The following is a 15208-nucleotide window of genomic DNA, read 5'->3' on the forward strand; positions in this document are numbered from 1 at the left end:
GTCGACGACAGCCCGCAGTTTACCGTCCGCGGGTTCCGACGCCCGCCGAATCCATGCGTTCACGCCCGGATCCCCGCTCGGAACTTGGGAACGCGCATGCCCACTTTGGTGCCGGCGCCGACGGCCGTCTCGACGACGAGCCCGTAGTCGTTGCCGAAGGCGGCGCGGAGCCGGTGGTCGACATTGGTCAGGCCGACGTGCGCGCCCTCGCTGTGATCGAGGGCGTCGAGGGCGCCACTGCGCAGGAGTTCCGGTTCCATGCCCACGCCGTCGTCCTCGACCGTGATGACGCAGTCGGTGCCCTCGTCGGCCGCGACGATGGTGATGGTGCCCCCACCTTTCGACGCCAGGCCGTGGCGTACCGCGTTCTCGACGAGTGGTTGCAGCGCGAGGAACGGCACGACGACGTTCAGGACCTCGGGTGCGACATGCAGTTTGACGTCGAGCGCGTTGCCGAAGCGGGCTCGTTCGAGCGTCAGGTAGCGGTCGATGTTGCGCAGTTCGTCGGCGAGCACCGTGTATTCGCCTGCGGCCCGGAAGGAGTAGCGGGTGAAGTCGGCGAAGTCGAGGACGAGTTCGCGCGCGCGGTCTGGGTCGGTTCGGACGAAGGAGGCGATGGTGTTGAGCGCGTTGTAGATGAAGTGCGGGCTTATCTGAGCGCGCAGGGCGAGAACCTCGGCGCGGTTGAGTCGTGCGCGTGAGGCGTCGAGGTCGGCGAGTTCGATCTGGCTCGACGCGTACCGCGCGACTTCGGCGATGGCGCCGAGCATTCCGGGGCCGGGCCGTCGGGTGGTGGCAACCACGAGGACCCCGACGCCGACATCGTCGGCGAGGAGGGGCTGGGCGACGAGCGCACGCACCGGGGACTCCGCGCCGCTGGGTTCGGTGAGCAGGACGCGCCGGAGGTCGCCCAGTGCGGAGGACGCTGCGCGGTCGGCGTGGCCGAGCATCTCGTCGTCCCAGATGTCGTCGCCGTCCGGGAGATGGGCGAGCCGGCTCGGTTCACCGTCGTAGAGGGCGACCGCCTCGGCGGCGGTGAGGGTGTGCAGGTGTGGCAGTGCTTCGCGAGCGGAGTCCGCCGACAGTCCGGTGCGTAGCGAGCGCGCGGCGAGGGACGCGGTGTGCAGCGCCAGGTGGACCGCACGTTCGGCCGGGGTCCGGACGACGCGTCGCGTGCGGATCAGCACCACCGCGCCGACACACGCGAGTAGCCCGAGCAGGACGAGTGCGATCGTCACGCCGCTAGACATCGGCGCTCCCGTTGCTGCTGTCGGCACCGTTGCGGTTGCGTCCGCTGGAGAGTGAGGAGACGGCGAGATCGATCAGGGCGTGCCGGTCGGCGTGCCATTTGGCGGGCGGAAGGTGGCCGTGCGTGTCGAGGTCGGTGAGTCCGTGGGCCGTCGCGAAGAGCAGCGCTGCGTGGTGTCGCGCGGCGTCGGCGCCGACGATGCGGCTCACCAGGGACACCAGGCCGTCCTGCGCGCGTACGGCTCCGGGGATCGCCGGAGCGCCGGCCGGAGTCGCGAACATGAGCCGATACAGATGCGGCCGGTTCAGTCCGAGGTCGGACAGGGCGTACAGCGCCGATCGCACGGCGTCCTCGGCGGACAGGTCCGGGTCGGACGAGATGACGTCGAGTCCGTCCGCGACGACCGCCCACGCCTCGGCCGCCACCGCCGCCAACAGCTCGTCCTTTCCGACGAAGTGTCGGTATGCGGCGGACCGGGAAACGCCTGCGCCGCTGCCTACCTCGCGAAGAGTGACCGCTTCCGGTCCGCCGTGGTCGAGGAGGGTCGATGCCGCCGCCAGCAGTGCCTGGCGGGTGTGTGCCGCGCTCTCCGCCCTCGTGGTCATCGCCCCACCCTACAGTTGACACCGTCAACCGAATGCTGTTTTCTTGAGTTGACAATGTCAACTCAAACGGCGGGAGCCGAGATGAACCAATCCCACACACCGACTGCGTCCTGGACGCTGGTCATGACAGGGGCCACCAGAGGCCTCGGCCTGGTCGCCGCCCGTTCCACCGTGTCGACCGATCCGTCGTGTCAGCTCGTCGTGCTCGCTCGCGGGGGTGGACCCGCCGGCTTCGTGGACGGCTTCGGTGCAGGCGCAGAGCGCGTCGTCGTCGTCGATGCCGACCTCGCCGACACGGCCTCCACGGTCGCTGCGGCGGCGAGGATTCGGCGGATGCTCGACGACACGGCGCTGCCTCCCCTGCGGGGCCTGGCGGGAAATGCGGGCGTCCAGTTCGTCGACGATCACCAAGCCGGCGCTGATGGACTCGAAGCCACCTTCGCGGTCAACGTGTTCGCGAACCATCTGCTGATCGGTGAGCTCGGTGGACACCTGACCCGCGGATCCCGGATCATCATCACGGTGAGCGACACGCACTTCGGCGACTTCCGGCACAACCTGGGCATGGTCCCCGCACCGCAATGGACGACCCCGGCACGCTTGTCCCGACCGGGTGCGTTCGGAGGCGCGAGTCCGTCCGCGGGCCGAACCGCATACTCGACCAGCAAACTGGCCGCGATTCACCTCGTCCACGAGTGGGCGCGACGCCTGCCCGACGGAGTCGAGATCGTCTCCTACAATCCGGGTTACGTGCCCGGTACGGACCTGGCCCGCGAGGCGAGCGCGCTCCAGCGGTGGATGAACAAGTGGGTGCTTCCGGGTCTGGCCCTCGTCAGCCCGTTGGATCGGGTCCCCACGGCGGGCCGACGTCTGGCGTCGGCGATTCTCGGTGCGCCCCAGGCGGATACCGGCGCCTATGTCGACCGTGGGCGGGTGTCCGACTCGTCAGCGGAGAGTCATGACCCCGAACGCGAGCACGATCTCTGGGACCACCTCGAGGAGCTGCGTTCGGAGATCAGTCAACGTCAGTAGGTAGCCCATTCGCCTTGCGCGTACCGCAGGATCCGGGGGTCCATCAGGGTCGACGGCGGGAGGTCGAGGCGTTGCCGGTCGAGCGGGAAAACTGTGGCGGCGGCCAGCTGTTCGGGGCTGAGAAATCGGATGGGGCCGGGCGCCTCGACGGTCGGGGTGACTGGGCCCCCGGCGCCGGCCAGGTGAAATCCCCAGTCGCCGAAGGACGGTACGTCGACGTGATACGGGGTCGGGTCCAGTCCGGCCGCGCGCATGGTCGACGCCACGCACCAGAACGATCGCGGTGCGAAATACGGGGACCCCGCCTGCACGACGACCCGGCCCGTCGGGGCGAGATGCGCCCGGACCATCGCGTAGAACTCGGTCGAATACAGCTTCGCGGTGGCGGAGTCGTCGGGGTCGGGCATGTCGACGATGATGACGTCGAAACGCCGGTCGGTGCCGCGCAGCCAGGAGAACGCATCGGCGGCGATGACCTCGGCTCGGGGATCGGTCATCGATGACCGGTTCAAGGCGGTGAGCCGCTCGTCGGTACGGGCCAACCGGATCATCTCCGGGTCGAGTTCGACGAGCGTGATGTCCCGGGCGTCCGGGTAGGTGAGGACCTCGCGGAGTGCGAGTCCGTCACCGCCACCGAGGATCAGGACGTCCTCGCGCTTGCCGGACATCGCCGGATGTACCAGTGTCTCGTGGTACCGGTGCTCGTCGACGGAGGAGAACTGCAGGTCGCCGTTGAGATACAGGCGGGTGTCGGCCGCTGCGCCGAAACGGTTCTCGGTGATGACGATGTCCTGGTACGCGCTACGTTCGGCGGCGACGATCGGATCCCGGTACAGCGCCTGCCGGGCGGTGATCTCGAAGCGGCCGGAGAGCATCAGTCCCGCGACCAGCACGGCGACGACTCCGATCGCCGCCGCGGACAGCACGAGCATCTGGGTGCGCGACATCGACTTCCGGAAGATCACGAAGACGAGGAAGCAGCCGGCGGCGGCGTTGACGAGTCCGACCACCAGTGCGCCCCGCAGCTGGCCGAACCAGGGCAGCAACAGGAACGGGAAGCACAGGCCGCCGATGAGGGCGCCGATGTAGTCGACGGCGAACATGTCGGCGACCGCGGAGCCGGCCTCCTGGCGTCGGATCCGTTGCAGCAGAACCATCAGGAGTGGAATCTCGGCGCCGATCAGGATACCGAGCACGAAGGCCACGAGAACAAGAGCGGGGGTGTACAGCTCGAGGTAGGCGAACGCCGCATAGAGCGCCATCACCGACAATCCGCCGATGAGTGCGAGCAGCAACTCGATGACCGCGAAAGCCGTGACCGATTGTGGCTGGAGCGGTTTCGCGGCGAGCGACCCGATGCCCATGGCGAAGACCATGACCGCGAGGACGATCGACGCCTGCGTCGCGGTGTTGCCGATGAGGAACGACCCGAGCGAGACCAGGGCTAGTTCGTAGACCAGGCCGCATGCAGCGCAGACGAACACGACGGCCAGCAGTCCGGCGCGCGCGAACCTCGGCCGCGCCGCCAACGCGTCCGGAGCGGGTTCGGTCGCCACCGGCCCGGGGTCGTCCGAAGTGGGTTCGCGGCCGGTCACGAAGGGAGTGGGGAGTGCGGTGAACCGGTCACAGGATGGAGGCGGCGACGATGACCGACACCCCGATGTGGGCGATGCCCTGCACCCAGACAGCCGGGTGGCTCTCCGATTGCACCAGAAGCTCGCCGAGATTTCCGGGAGTCAACAGATCGATGACGAGGAAGGTCACCGCCATCACGACGAGGCCGATCGCCGAGTACACGGCGGTGTAGGTGAGTCCTTCGAGGAGCCGGCCCTCGCTCGCGACGATGGCGGCTGTGACGATGACGGCGACCGAGAAGAGGTTGGAGCCCACCAGGATGCCCGCGTTGCGGTTGCGGTCGGTCCACAGATGGGATCGCAGCTTCCCGGGAGTCAACAGATCCAGGATCGCGAAGGACACGATCATCAGGATCACGCCGACACCGGCGTAAGCGCCTGCTGCGTAGGCGTTCTCAGCGATATCAGCGAGCATGGTGTTCTCCGTTGGTTGATCGGACGAATTCGGTGGAACGTGCCGGACGGACACTGATCATTTGCCGCCACCGCCGCTCCCGCCACCGCGGTTGCCGCTGCCGCTACCCGCATAGCGGGGTGTGGGCACCCAGAACGCGCCGACGTAGGGGTGATAGTGGTGGTATCCCGACCGGTAGTCGCGGCTCAGCATCACCCGAGTGGTCCCGGCGGCCAACGGGAACAGTCCCACGAGGTAATCGGGGTACTGCAGGAATTGGGTGCCGGAGACGTTGCCCGCGCCCGTGGCGCCGGTCCGCTGGTCGCTGGGACGTTCGGCGTCGCGCAGCTCGCCCGCGACTTCCGCGGGGGTCCCGTTGGCGACGTAGGCGTCGACGTCACCCTCGTCGAGCGCGGTGTCACGCTCGTAGTTCTGCGAGATGTAGTCGCGCGCCGACCCGCCGATACCGCCCCCACGCGCGACTCGCGCGGTGCACGCACCGATGAGCGCGAAGACGGTGAGAACGACGATCACGCCGATGATGATGTTGCGCGTCTTGTTGATACGGCGCCGCGGGTCCGGGGGCCCGCCGGGCGGAGGTTGATCGGTCATGGACGGGTCACCGGACCGCGGTCGATCTTGCTGGAGGTGATCACTACCTCGGCGGCTTTGGGATAGGTGTGCCAGGTGTGCCAGCTGATGGCATCGTCGGTGGACTCCGTCACGATCGCGGTGACGGCGTGCGGCTCACCGGGGAAGTGTCCCATCACGCACGGATGCCCGGTGGCCGACTGCTCGGTGACTCGTGCGGTGAGCTGTTCGACCAGTGCGGCGAGTTGATCGGGGTTCACCGGCTCGACACGTGAACTGAAGTAGTAACCGCTCTCCTGAAAGCTCTCGGGCAACGCCGAGGTCACCTCCGGCAGGCAGGCGACGGTCTCGCAGATCCGTTGCGCGCCGTCCTCGACGAGCACCTGATGGCTCGCGCCGAGTAGCCGCACCGACACGGTGATGCCGTCGATCTCACGGTCCTCCTGCGCCAGCGGCTCCTGCAGTGGCGCGCTCAGCGAGAAACCGAGTTGGGCCGCGCTGGTGTCGGCGTAGGCGACCGCGAGTTGCGCGGTGGGGTCGCCGGGGCGTTCTGGGTTCTCTGTCATGCGTCGCGGGGGTCTCCGTGCTCAGGGCGTCTGGTGGCGGGTGGTCGGTGTCGCGGTCAGGGCGTCTCCGGGGCGGGGTTGGTCGGGTAGATGCGGTAGTCCGCGCGGGACAGCAGCTCGCCGCGGGCGCACTCCCAGCCGCTGCCGTAGTCCTCGAATGACAGACGGTCGTTGCCGGCCTGGTAGTCGTGGTAGGCCATCCGGCCCGAGGCTGCGACCCCGGTGGTCCCCGCAGAAGTGAAGCGCGCGGAGCCCGCTTCCTCGGACTGGTATCGACGGCCCTCGATCTCGACGGTGTCGGGGCCGGGCGTGACGGTGGCGCCGGGGAGCTCGTGCCACAGCACGACCTCGAGATCGGGATCGTCCTCGACCGAGACCCATGCCTTGGACCCGACACCGGTGTCGAGAAAGTTCTCCGTCCAGGTGTAGCCGTCCTGCGTCAGGCGCAGCGTGCCACGAACGGCGTACGTCTGACCGCGCAGTTCGACGAGATCGCCCGGTTTGAGGTCGCGGGGATCGCCGTAGACGGAGTCGTCGTCGGCTGACGAGAAGGGGTCGCCGGGCCGATAGGTCCGCTCGCGCAGGGCGTCCTGCTCGGCCTGCCGGGCTTTGCGGTTGCCCAGGAAATTGAAGATGACGACCACCGCGATGATCGCCAGTAGCGCGACGATGATGATCAGCAGGAATTCCACGGTTCAGACCCTAGTCGACCGGGCGGCCCGGGATGGCAGTCGTCGAAGGTGCGAATGACCGATCCGATGAGCACCGCCCGCTGCCTCGGATTCTTCCCGCACGTGGTCCGCTGCCGAGCCCGAGCTCCACCCGGCCGTCGGACAGCTGGTCGACCGTGGCCGCATCCCGGGCGAGCAGGGCTGGGTTGACGGACGCCGCGTCGAGGACGAACGGGCCGACGCGCAGTCGCTGCGGCCGACCGCGTCGACGTGACGGGTTCGGGTGCTGCCTTGCACTCGCACTGGTCGAGTGCTAAAAACGAGGTTGGCACTCACGAGCTGTGAGTGCCAGGTCGGGACGGTGAGGCCGGTACCGAATGACACACCGGTCGTCCGTCGCGGGCACCGAGTTCCGGCCATACGAACCTAGTGTCACCCCCTTCGGAGGATCACTTACCCATGGCCAAGCAAATTGCGTTCGACGAAGAGGCCCGTCGCGGCCTCGAGCGGGGCCTCAACAGCCTCGCCGACGCCGTTCGAGTGACGTTGGGACCCAAGGGTCGCAACGTCGTTCTGGAAAAGAAGTGGGGCGCCCCCACGATCACCAACGATGGCGTGTCCATCGCCAAGGAGATCGAGCTGGAGGACCCGTACGAGAAGATCGGCGCCGAGCTGGTCAAGGAAGTCGCCAAGAAGACCGACGACGTCGCGGGCGACGGCACCACCACCGCCACCGTTCTCGCCCAGGCACTCGTCCGTGAGGGCCTGCGCAACGTCGCTGCCGGCGCCAACCCGCTGGGTCTGAAGCGCGGCATCGAGAAGGCCGTCGAGGCCGTCACCGAGTCGCTGCTGAAGAGCGCCAAGGAGGTCGAGACCAAGGAGCAGATCGCTGCTACCGCCGGTATCTCGGCAGGCGACCCCTCGATCGGCGAGCTCATCGCCGAGGCGATGGACAAGGTCGGCAAGGAAGGCGTCATCACGGTCGAGGAGTCCAACACCTTCGGCCTGCAGCTCGAGCTCACCGAGGGCATGCGCTTCGACAAGGGCTACATCTCGGGCTACTTCGTCACCGACGCCGACCGTCAGGAAGCCGTCCTCGACGACCCGTACATCCTGCTGGTCTCGGGCAAGGTCTCGACCATCAAGGACCTGCTGCCGCTGCTGGAGAAGGTCATCCAGGCCGGCAAGCCGCTGCTGATCATCGCCGAGGACGTCGAGGGCGAAGCTCTCTCGACCCTCGTCGTCAACAAGCTCAAGGGCACCTTCAAGTCCGTCGCCGTCAAGGCTCCGGGCTTCGGTGACCGCCGCAAGGCCATGCTGGCCGACATCGCCATCCTCACCGGTGGCGAGGTCATCAGCGAAGAGGTCGGCCTCTCGCTCGAGGGTGCGGGCGTCGAGCTGCTCGGTACCGCACGCAAGGTCGTCGTGACCAAGGACGAGACCACCATCGTCGAGGGTTCGGGCGATCCCGACGCCATCGCCGGTCGTGTGGCCCAGATCCGCGGCGAGATCGAGAACAGCGACTCCGACTACGACCGTGAGAAGCTGCAGGAGCGTCTGGCCAAGCTGGCCGGCGGTGTTGCGGTCATCAAGGCCGGCGCGGCCACCGAGGTCGAGCTCAAGGAGCGCAAGCACCGCATCGAGGACGCCGTCCGCAACGCGAAGGCTGCCGTCGAAGAGGGCATCGTCGCCGGCGGTGGCGTGGCCCTGCTGCAGTCGGAGCCGGCCATCGACGCACTCTCGCTCGAGGGTGACGAGGCCACCGGCGCCAACATCGTCAAGGTCGCGCTCTCGGCTCCGGCCAAGCAGATCGCGATCAACGCCGGCCTCGAGCCGGGCGTCGTCGCCGACAAGGTCCTCAACTCGCCCACCGGCACCGGCCTCAACGCCGCCACCGGTGTGTACGAGGACCTCCTCAAGGCCGGCATCAACGACCCGGTGAAGGTCACCCGCTCGGCGCTGCAGAACGCAGCCTCGATCGCGGCTCTGTTCCTCACCACCGAGGCCGTCGTCGCCGACAAGCCCGAGAAGAACGCCGCAGCGGCCATGCCGGGTGGCGACGAGATGGGTGGGATGGGCTTCTGATCTCCTGATCAGATCCCTGCGTCCTCTCCACGCAGAACACACCAAAGGCCGGTCACCCGAGAGGGTGGCCGGCCTTCGGCATTGCGGGCGGCTCGAAGCCGCAGAGGTCGTACGGTTGGCGGACGTGAAAATCGGGCGGCATCGGCCGACGACGGGGGTGTCCCATGGCGACGAGCGAGAACGTGGGGGACATGTCCACCACGGTGTGCGTGGTGGGAGGGGGCATGTCCGGTCTGATCGCGGCACGCGAGCTGCGTCGCCGCGGTGTTGACGTCCTCGTCGTCGAGGCCGCGGACCGTCTCGGTGGTCGAGCACTGAGCGAGACGACCGTGCTGGGGTCGCGAGTTGATCTTGGCGGCCAATGGCTCGGCCGCGACCACCACCTGCTGAAGGAACTGGCCGCGGAATCGGGAGTCGACGAATTCCCGATGCACACCACCTTGATGCCGACGCTCGTCGACGGCAACCGCCGGTTGCGGGTGTTCTCGCCGGCGGTGATCGCAGCGGGGGCGGCCTTGACCGCCTTGTCGGCGGTTGTGCAATTCGTGGACACCCAGCGCTGGAACTCGGTGGCAGGGCAGACGTGGCTCGACCGGGTGCCGGGTCGGGCCACCCGCAGAATCCTCGAGATCTCCGCGCAGATCTCGTGGACAGGTGACCTCGACGAGATGTCGGTGCACGCGATGGCGACGGCGATCCGGCGACAGCACGGCCTGGGCACGATGCTCACCACTGCCGGTGGAGCGCAGGACTCGCTGCTCGTCGTCGGGGTGGGCACACTCGTCGATGCGATCGGTGCGGAACTGGGCCCGGCGGTTCGGACCGGACACCGCGTGACCGCGATAGTGCACGATGACGACCACGCGCTGGTGACAACCACACGCGGCGACATCCGTTGCGCCCGCGTGATCGTGACCGCGCCCGCGCCCCTCCTGTCTCGCATCGCCTTTCAACCGGCGTTGACGCGGACGCGTGCGGCGCTGGTCGACAACACCTACATGGGAGCGGTGTACAAGGCCATCGCCGTCTACGACAGACCGTTCTGGCGCGAGCGCGACGGCGGCGAACTGGTCGTCCTCGACGCCCCCGGACGCGCCGTCTTCGACACCACACCCCCGGGAGGTCCGGGTCACCTGTGCATCCTGGTCGGCGGGCGGGAGGCTCGTCAGCTCGACTCGATGGATCTCGCAGCGCGGCAGGCGAGCCTGCTCGGCGGCCTCAGTCCGTTCACCGGTCCCGGGGTTCTCGAACCCGTTGGGTGGCACGAGAAGTCATGGCACCTCGACGAGAACGTGGGCGGCGGGTACATGGTGTTGCCGCGCCTCGGGACATCTGACGGACTGCCGCCCGTGGACTGCGCCCCGTTCGGGGCGATCCACTGGGCGGGGTCGGAAACGGCCGAGGTGCACCCCGGTTATCTCGACGGGGCGATCGAATCGGGGCTTCGCGTGGCCGATGAGGTGGTGTCGACCCTCTGAGAAGAGGTGATCACCCTCTGTAGGTGATGTTCCTCGGCGTGGCGTACGCCACAGTCAGTGCACGAGCGGCGTTAGCGCCACAGTTGCCGCTGAGACCGAGGAGAACAGAGATGAACCGTTCACGCCCGCAGTCGATTCGTCGCCGGAGGGGCCGCACCGCGGTAGCCGCAACCGCTCTGCTGGTCGGGAGCCTGACCGCCTGCACCGTCGACTCGGCCGCGTCCGACGACGGCGTGGTCGACGTGGGAATCCTGTCCGAGTACACCGGCCCCCTCTCGCTGTACGGGCCCGCATGGGAGAGCGGGTTCCGGGCCGGGCTGGAGGAGCTCACCGGCGGAACCTATGAGGTCGACGGCACCAAGATCGACATCGAGGTCAAGGACAGCGCGGGTGATCCGGCCACGGGCCAGACCGCCGTTCGAGAACTCCTGGGCAACGGCACCGACATCATCGTGGGTACCGCCAGTTCGTCGGTGGCGGTGTCGGTCGCCCAGACGGCTGTCGAGAACGATGTCGTGTTCATCGCCGGAGCCGCGTCGACCCCCGCCCTGAACGCCATGAGCCCCGGCGTCTTCCGCACATCGGTGGACGTTCGCACCGTCAACAACGCAGTCCTGGAGATGATCAAGCAGAACGGTGGCAAGCGCGTCGCCTACGTCGGTCAGGACTACGACTACGGCCAGACACAGGCCGATGCCATGGCCTCACAGGCCGGCGAGTACGGCCTGACCGTCGAGAAGTTCCTGTTCCCCACCAACACTCACGATTTCACCGCCGGAGTCGCGAAGGTACTGGCCTCCGGCGTCGACACCATCTACGTCGGCTGGACGGGTGAGGGACTCGCCCAGCTCTTCCAGGCGTTGGTGGCGCAGAACGCGTTCGCCGACGACTCGCCGGTGACGGTCACCTCGCTCGCGCCGCTTCCGCAGGAGTACGCCACCGTCGCGAACGCCGTGGGCGACAAGGCGCTGGCCAATTTCGCCCTGGTCTCGGTGTACGCCGAGGACACGACCGGGACACCGGCCGAGAAGGTGGTCGCCGAGTACGTTGCCACCGAAGCGGAGGACACCGAGATCGGTGCCCAGCAGGCCTACGGCTACCTCGGCGCGCTCGCACTCGTCCGCGCGATCCAGGAGGCGGGTCCCGGTCTGGCGCCCGCCGACGTCCACAAGGCCTTGGCCGGTGCGAAGTTCGACGGTGTGCAGGGGCCCGTCGCAATTCGCGCCGAGGACCACCTCGTCGAATCGCCGATGTTCGAGTACCGCCTGGTGAACAAGGACGGCGCACTCCGCCTGGACGTGGTGCGCGAGATCGCCTTCGAGCAGATCGCACCACCGGTGGACAAGGCGCTGTCGTGACCGCCGGAGACATACCGGTCCTGTCTGTCACCGACGTCAGCCTGTCGATCGACGGCGTGCGGATTCTCGACCACGTGACCCTCGATGTCCCGAGAGGCGAGCTGCTGGTCCTCATCGGACCCAACGGGGCAGGGAAGACGAGCCTGATCAACGTCCTGAGCGGGGCGATGACTCCCTCGTCCGGCACGGTGCGGATCGGCACTCACGATGTCACGCGATGGGCGCCGCACCGGCGGGCGCGGGCAGGCGTCGGACGAACCTTCCAGACGTCGAACCTGTTCGTGGGCAGAACAGTTCACGAGAACGTCCGGCTTGCTGCGGTGGCGGGACGTCTCACCTGGCGAAACGTCCTGCGTCCCGCCCGGCCGACCACGGAATTGGCGGGCAACATCGCCGCGCATCTGGAACTCGTCGGATTGGCAGGGCGTGCAGGCGATCTGGCGGCGAACCTGTCGCACGGAGACCGCCGGAAGCTCGAGATGGCGATGGTGCTCATCAGTGACCCGGAGGTGATCCTGCTCGACGAGCCGATGGCCGGAGTCAACACCGACGACGTCCCGGGGCTGGTCGAACTCATCAAGAAGGTGCATCGCGACAAGGGCGTCACCATCGTGATGGTCGAGCATCACATGCACGTGGTTCTCGACCTGGCGCAGCGGATCGCGGTGCTGGTCGAGGGTGCGTTGCTCGCAGCCGACGCGCCCGACAAGATCGTCGCCAATGCGACCGTACAAGCGGCCTATGTGGGGGAGCCGTTGTGACCGAGAATAATTCGAATCCAACCCTCGTGGTGCGCGATCTGCGGGCCTGGATCGGCCAGTCCTCGATACTTCGTGGTGTCGACCTCGTCGTGCCGGCGAACTCGGTGACGGTTCTCCTGGGCCGCAACGGCGTCGGGAAGACATCCACACTGCGGGCCGTCCTGGGGTTGATCTCCAGGTCGGGCGACATCGAGTTCGACGGGCGTCGGATCGGGTCCATGCCCACTCACCGCATCGCCAATCTCGGAATCGGTTATGTCCCGGAGGACCGCGACGTCTTCCACGGACTCACCGTCGCGGAGAACCTCCGGCTCGCCGAACGTCCCGGAACAGAACCTGACTACGCACGCGTCTTCGAGCTGTTTCCCGAGATGAAGAGCCGGGGAGGCCAACTCGCCGGCAGCCTGTCCGGGGGGCAGCAACAGATGGTGTCGCTGTCGCGTGCGCTGCTCAACGAGAACAAGCTGCTGCTCATCGACGAACCCACCAAGGGGCTGGCCCCGCGGCTGGTGACCGAGTTCGCCGAGGCGCTCGAAGCCGCCACCGCGAACACTGCGGTGCTCCTGGTGGAACAGAACCTCGCCGTGGCACGTCGGCTGGCCGATCACGTGGTGGTCATCGACCAGGGAGCGGTCGTCGCCGCCGGGCCGGCCGCAGAGATGTTCGACGACAATGCGGGCATCCGCCAGATGCTCGGGGTCGGCGACCCCACTCCGTCCGGGAAGGCAGGCCGATGAGCGACCTCGTCCTGATTCTCGTTGCCGCACTGGGCCTCGCGTCCCTGATCTTCCTGCTCGCCTCCGGGCTGTCCCTGATCTTCGGGCTGATGAGGGTGCTGAGCTTCGCCCACGGCTGCTTCCTCACCCTCAGCGCATACATGGCCTGGTTGCTGATGAAGGAGATCGGTACCGCTTCGACAGGCGGACTGGTACTCGGAATCGTCGTCGCCATGGCCGCCGGTGCGGTCGTCTCCCTGGTCACCGAAGTGCTGGTGATCCGTCCACTCCGCGGTCGCGAACTCGAACAACTGCTGGCCACCGTCGGCATCAGCATCGCGGTCGTCGCGCTGCTCACCGGCATCTGGGGTCCCGACCAGCATCTGGTGGAAGTACCGGGCTGGCTGCGTGATTCGACGGAGATCTTCGGTGCCGCGATACCGAACGTGCGGTTTGCGTTGATCGGTGCTGCGGCCGTCGTGCTGATCGCGATCAAGGTCCTGCTCTCCCGCACCCGTTACGGGATCACCATCCGGGCCGGGGTGGAGAACCGGGAGATGGTGTCCGCCCTGGGAATCGACGTACAGCGTTCATTCACGCTGGTGTTCACCATCGGTGGCTTGCTCGCCGGGCTCGCCGGCGCACTCACCGCCGTGTACTACCGCGGTGTCACGCCGTACATGGGCGACGAGCTCATGATCCTGGCGTTCATCGTCCTGATCGTCGGGGGTCTCGGCTCGATCGAAGGGGCCGCGATCGCAGCGGTGGCGCTCGCGACGGCGCAAGCCCTGGCCAATTTCTACATCGACGCCGGCGCCGGCGACATCGTGATCGTGGTCCTGATGCTCCTGACGCTCCTGATCAGACCGCAGGGCATCCTCGGACAGAAAGGACGACTGGCATGATGCCGACGACCAAGTCATCGACCGCGCAGTCATCACCCGCCCAGACCCCGACTCCCGAGGCATCGGCCCAGACCAACGGTCGACGCCTGCCGAGGCCACGACACCTCCTGGGTGGGGTGCTCATCGGCATCGCGGTGATCGTCACGCTGCTCGTGCCCCTGTTCAACGTCTCGCTCGGCGGGCTCCTACCCGGACCGCTCAACAGTCCGGGCAGCATGAACCTCCTGGCCCTGATGCTGGTGGCCGCCGCGACGGCGATCACTCTGGATCTGGTCTTCGGCTACACCGGACTGCTCTCGCTGGGGCATGGCGTGTACTTCGGTGTCGGCTGCTACGCGGCGGTGATGTTCGGCAACATGGAGTCGGTGGGCTTCGGGCTCGGCGTGTTGTTGGCCCTGGCCACAACACTTCTCGTGTCGATTGTGGGCAACGCGTGCGCTCTGAAACTGACCGGGTTCGGATTCGCGATGGCGACCCTTGCGTTGGTCCAGTTGTTCGCAATCTGCGTCGAACGGGGCTATTGGGGGCTGGGCGGCGAGGTCGGTGTGACCTACGACTTCGGGGTTCTGCCGGCCAACTTCACCGGACTCGTCAACGCGCGCAACGTGTACTGGCTGGCGGTGGCGACCCTGGTGGTCGTGTACGTGGTTGCGCGACTGATCGTGGCGACCGAGGCCGGCAGCGTGTGGCAGGCGATCCGGGAGAACGCGCTGCGCGCCGAGGTACTCGGGATCAATGTCTATCTGTACCGGCTGTTCGCCGCGACCACGGGCTCCTTCCTGGCCGGGTTGTGCGGGATCGCATACTCGGTCGTGATGGGCGGCGGCAATCCAGGCATCGTCGCTCTGACGTACTCGCTCGGGTTGATCCTGATGGTCGTGCTCGGTGGGCGGGGATTGCTGTGGGGTGCGCTCCTCGGTGGGCTGCTCTACACGTACCTGAATCTGCGTCTCTCCGCCTTGTCGACGCTGCCCGCGATCCAGGATCTGCCCGCGGTACTGAGTGTCCCGCTGACGCAACCGCAGTTCATCCTCGGCGTCATCTTCGTCCTCGTGATCCTGTTCCTGCCGGGTGGGCTGGCGTCGGCCATCACCGGGCGGCGACGCCGGTCGGACGCCGCGGCGTCGTGACGGGTATGAGGCGCCGGCGCGCTCCCCATGAGG

The 15208-nt window shown here is 67.5% G+C and carries 15 protein-coding genes and 1 pseudogene; 8 read left to right on the plus strand and 8 right to left on the minus strand.

What is annotated here, in order from left to right; translation table 11 throughout:
• Window positions 1-59: 59 nt before the first annotated feature.
• Together ACFW3F_RS20255 and ACFW3F_RS20260 are read right to left on the minus strand one after the other, a co-directional pair.
• Window positions 60-1250, minus strand: coding sequence for a sensor histidine kinase (locus ACFW3F_RS20255; RefSeq protein ID WP_388060567.1), 1191 nt, complete (start codon window positions 1248-1250; stop codon window positions 60-62).
• Complete coding sequence (locus ACFW3F_RS20260; protein WP_388060569.1) at window positions 1243-1854, minus strand: TetR/AcrR family transcriptional regulator; 612 nt, start codon at window positions 1852-1854, stop codon at window positions 1243-1245. Before ACFW3F_RS20260 ends, ACFW3F_RS20255 begins: the two co-directional genes overlap by 8 nt.
• A gap of 81 nt (window positions 1855-1935) precedes the next feature.
• Between ACFW3F_RS20260 and ACFW3F_RS20265 the strand changes: the two genes are divergently transcribed.
• Window positions 1936-2886 carry an SDR family NAD(P)-dependent oxidoreductase gene (locus tag ACFW3F_RS20265; RefSeq protein WP_388060571.1) on the plus strand — a complete coding sequence of 317 codons (951 nt, stop codon included), beginning with the start codon at window positions 1936-1938 and terminating at the stop codon, window positions 2884-2886.
• Here the strand turns inward: ACFW3F_RS20265 and ACFW3F_RS20270 are convergent.
• From ACFW3F_RS20270 to ACFW3F_RS20295, 6 genes and pseudogenes are all read right to left on the minus strand, one after another.
• A complete protein-coding gene (locus ACFW3F_RS20270; protein ID WP_388060596.1) occupies window positions 2880-4442 on the minus strand; it encodes a polyamine aminopropyltransferase in 1563 nt (520 codons plus the stop codon). The two genes, ACFW3F_RS20265 and ACFW3F_RS20270, sit on opposite strands and share 7 nt — an antisense overlap.
• Before the next feature lie 67 nt (window positions 4443-4509).
• On the minus strand, window positions 4510-4935 hold the full coding sequence (locus tag ACFW3F_RS20275) for a DUF350 domain-containing protein (protein ID WP_388060573.1): 426 nt from the start codon (window positions 4933-4935) through the stop codon (window positions 4510-4512).
• Between the two features lie 57 nt (window positions 4936-4992).
• Window positions 4993-5526, minus strand: a complete 534-nt coding sequence (locus ACFW3F_RS20280) for a DUF4247 domain-containing protein (protein WP_388060575.1) — start codon at window positions 5524-5526, stop codon at window positions 4993-4995.
• Window positions 5523-6071 (minus strand): DUF2617 family protein, encoded by a 549-nt coding sequence (locus ACFW3F_RS20285; protein WP_388060577.1) that lies wholly within the window; start codon window positions 6069-6071, stop codon window positions 5523-5525. Before ACFW3F_RS20285 ends, ACFW3F_RS20280 begins: the two co-directional genes overlap by 4 nt.
• A gap of 56 nt (window positions 6072-6127) precedes the next feature.
• Window positions 6128-6763, minus strand: a complete 636-nt coding sequence (locus ACFW3F_RS20290; RefSeq protein WP_388060578.1) for a DUF4178 domain-containing protein — start codon at window positions 6761-6763, stop codon at window positions 6128-6130.
• A gap of 75 nt (window positions 6764-6838) precedes the next feature.
• Window positions 6839-6995, minus strand: a pseudogene (locus ACFW3F_RS20295) (LLM class flavin-dependent oxidoreductase); the annotation flags it as partial.
• A 206-nt stretch (window positions 6996-7201) separates the two neighbouring features.
• Between ACFW3F_RS20295 and groL the strand changes: the two are divergent.
• The 7 genes from groL (at window position 7202) to ACFW3F_RS20330 (ending at window position 15175) form a co-directional block, all read left to right on the plus strand.
• The gene (gene groL, locus ACFW3F_RS20300; RefSeq protein WP_388060580.1) at window positions 7202-8827 is read left to right on the plus strand and encodes a chaperonin GroEL; all 1626 of its coding nucleotides are present in this window, start codon (window positions 7202-7204) and stop codon (window positions 8825-8827) included.
• Window positions 8828-8991: 164 nt separating this feature from the next.
• On the plus strand, window positions 8992-10305 hold the full coding sequence (locus tag ACFW3F_RS20305) for a flavin monoamine oxidase family protein (protein WP_388060582.1): 1314 nt from the start codon (window positions 8992-8994) through the stop codon (window positions 10303-10305).
• A 110-nt stretch (window positions 10306-10415) separates the two neighbouring features.
• Window positions 10416-11663 carry an ABC transporter substrate-binding protein gene (locus ACFW3F_RS20310; RefSeq protein ID WP_388060584.1) on the plus strand — a complete coding sequence of 416 codons (1248 nt, stop codon included), beginning with the start codon at window positions 10416-10418 and terminating at the stop codon, window positions 11661-11663.
• On the plus strand, window positions 11660-12424 hold the full coding sequence (locus ACFW3F_RS20315; protein WP_388060586.1) for an ABC transporter ATP-binding protein: 765 nt from the start codon (window positions 11660-11662) through the stop codon (window positions 12422-12424). The genes ACFW3F_RS20310 and ACFW3F_RS20315 overlap by 4 nt, the downstream gene beginning before the upstream one ends.
• Window positions 12421-13161 carry an ABC transporter ATP-binding protein gene (locus ACFW3F_RS20320; protein ID WP_388060588.1) on the plus strand — a complete coding sequence of 247 codons (741 nt, stop codon included), beginning with the start codon at window positions 12421-12423 and terminating at the stop codon, window positions 13159-13161. The genes ACFW3F_RS20315 and ACFW3F_RS20320 overlap by 4 nt, the downstream gene beginning before the upstream one ends.
• Complete coding sequence (locus ACFW3F_RS20325; protein ID WP_388060590.1) at window positions 13158-14045, plus strand: branched-chain amino acid ABC transporter permease; 888 nt, start codon at window positions 13158-13160, stop codon at window positions 14043-14045. The genes ACFW3F_RS20320 and ACFW3F_RS20325 overlap by 4 nt, the downstream gene beginning before the upstream one ends.
• Window positions 14042-15175 carry a branched-chain amino acid ABC transporter permease gene (locus ACFW3F_RS20330; RefSeq protein WP_388060592.1) on the plus strand — a complete coding sequence of 378 codons (1134 nt, stop codon included), beginning with the start codon at window positions 14042-14044 and terminating at the stop codon, window positions 15173-15175. The genes ACFW3F_RS20325 and ACFW3F_RS20330 overlap by 4 nt, the downstream gene beginning before the upstream one ends.
• The last annotated feature ends 33 nt before the right edge of the window (window positions 15176-15208 follow it).

Origin of the sequence: Gordonia sp. NPDC058843, assembly GCF_042743165.1 — a bacterium.
Classification (GTDB): domain Bacteria; phylum Actinomycetota; class Actinomycetes; order Mycobacteriales; family Mycobacteriaceae; genus Gordonia.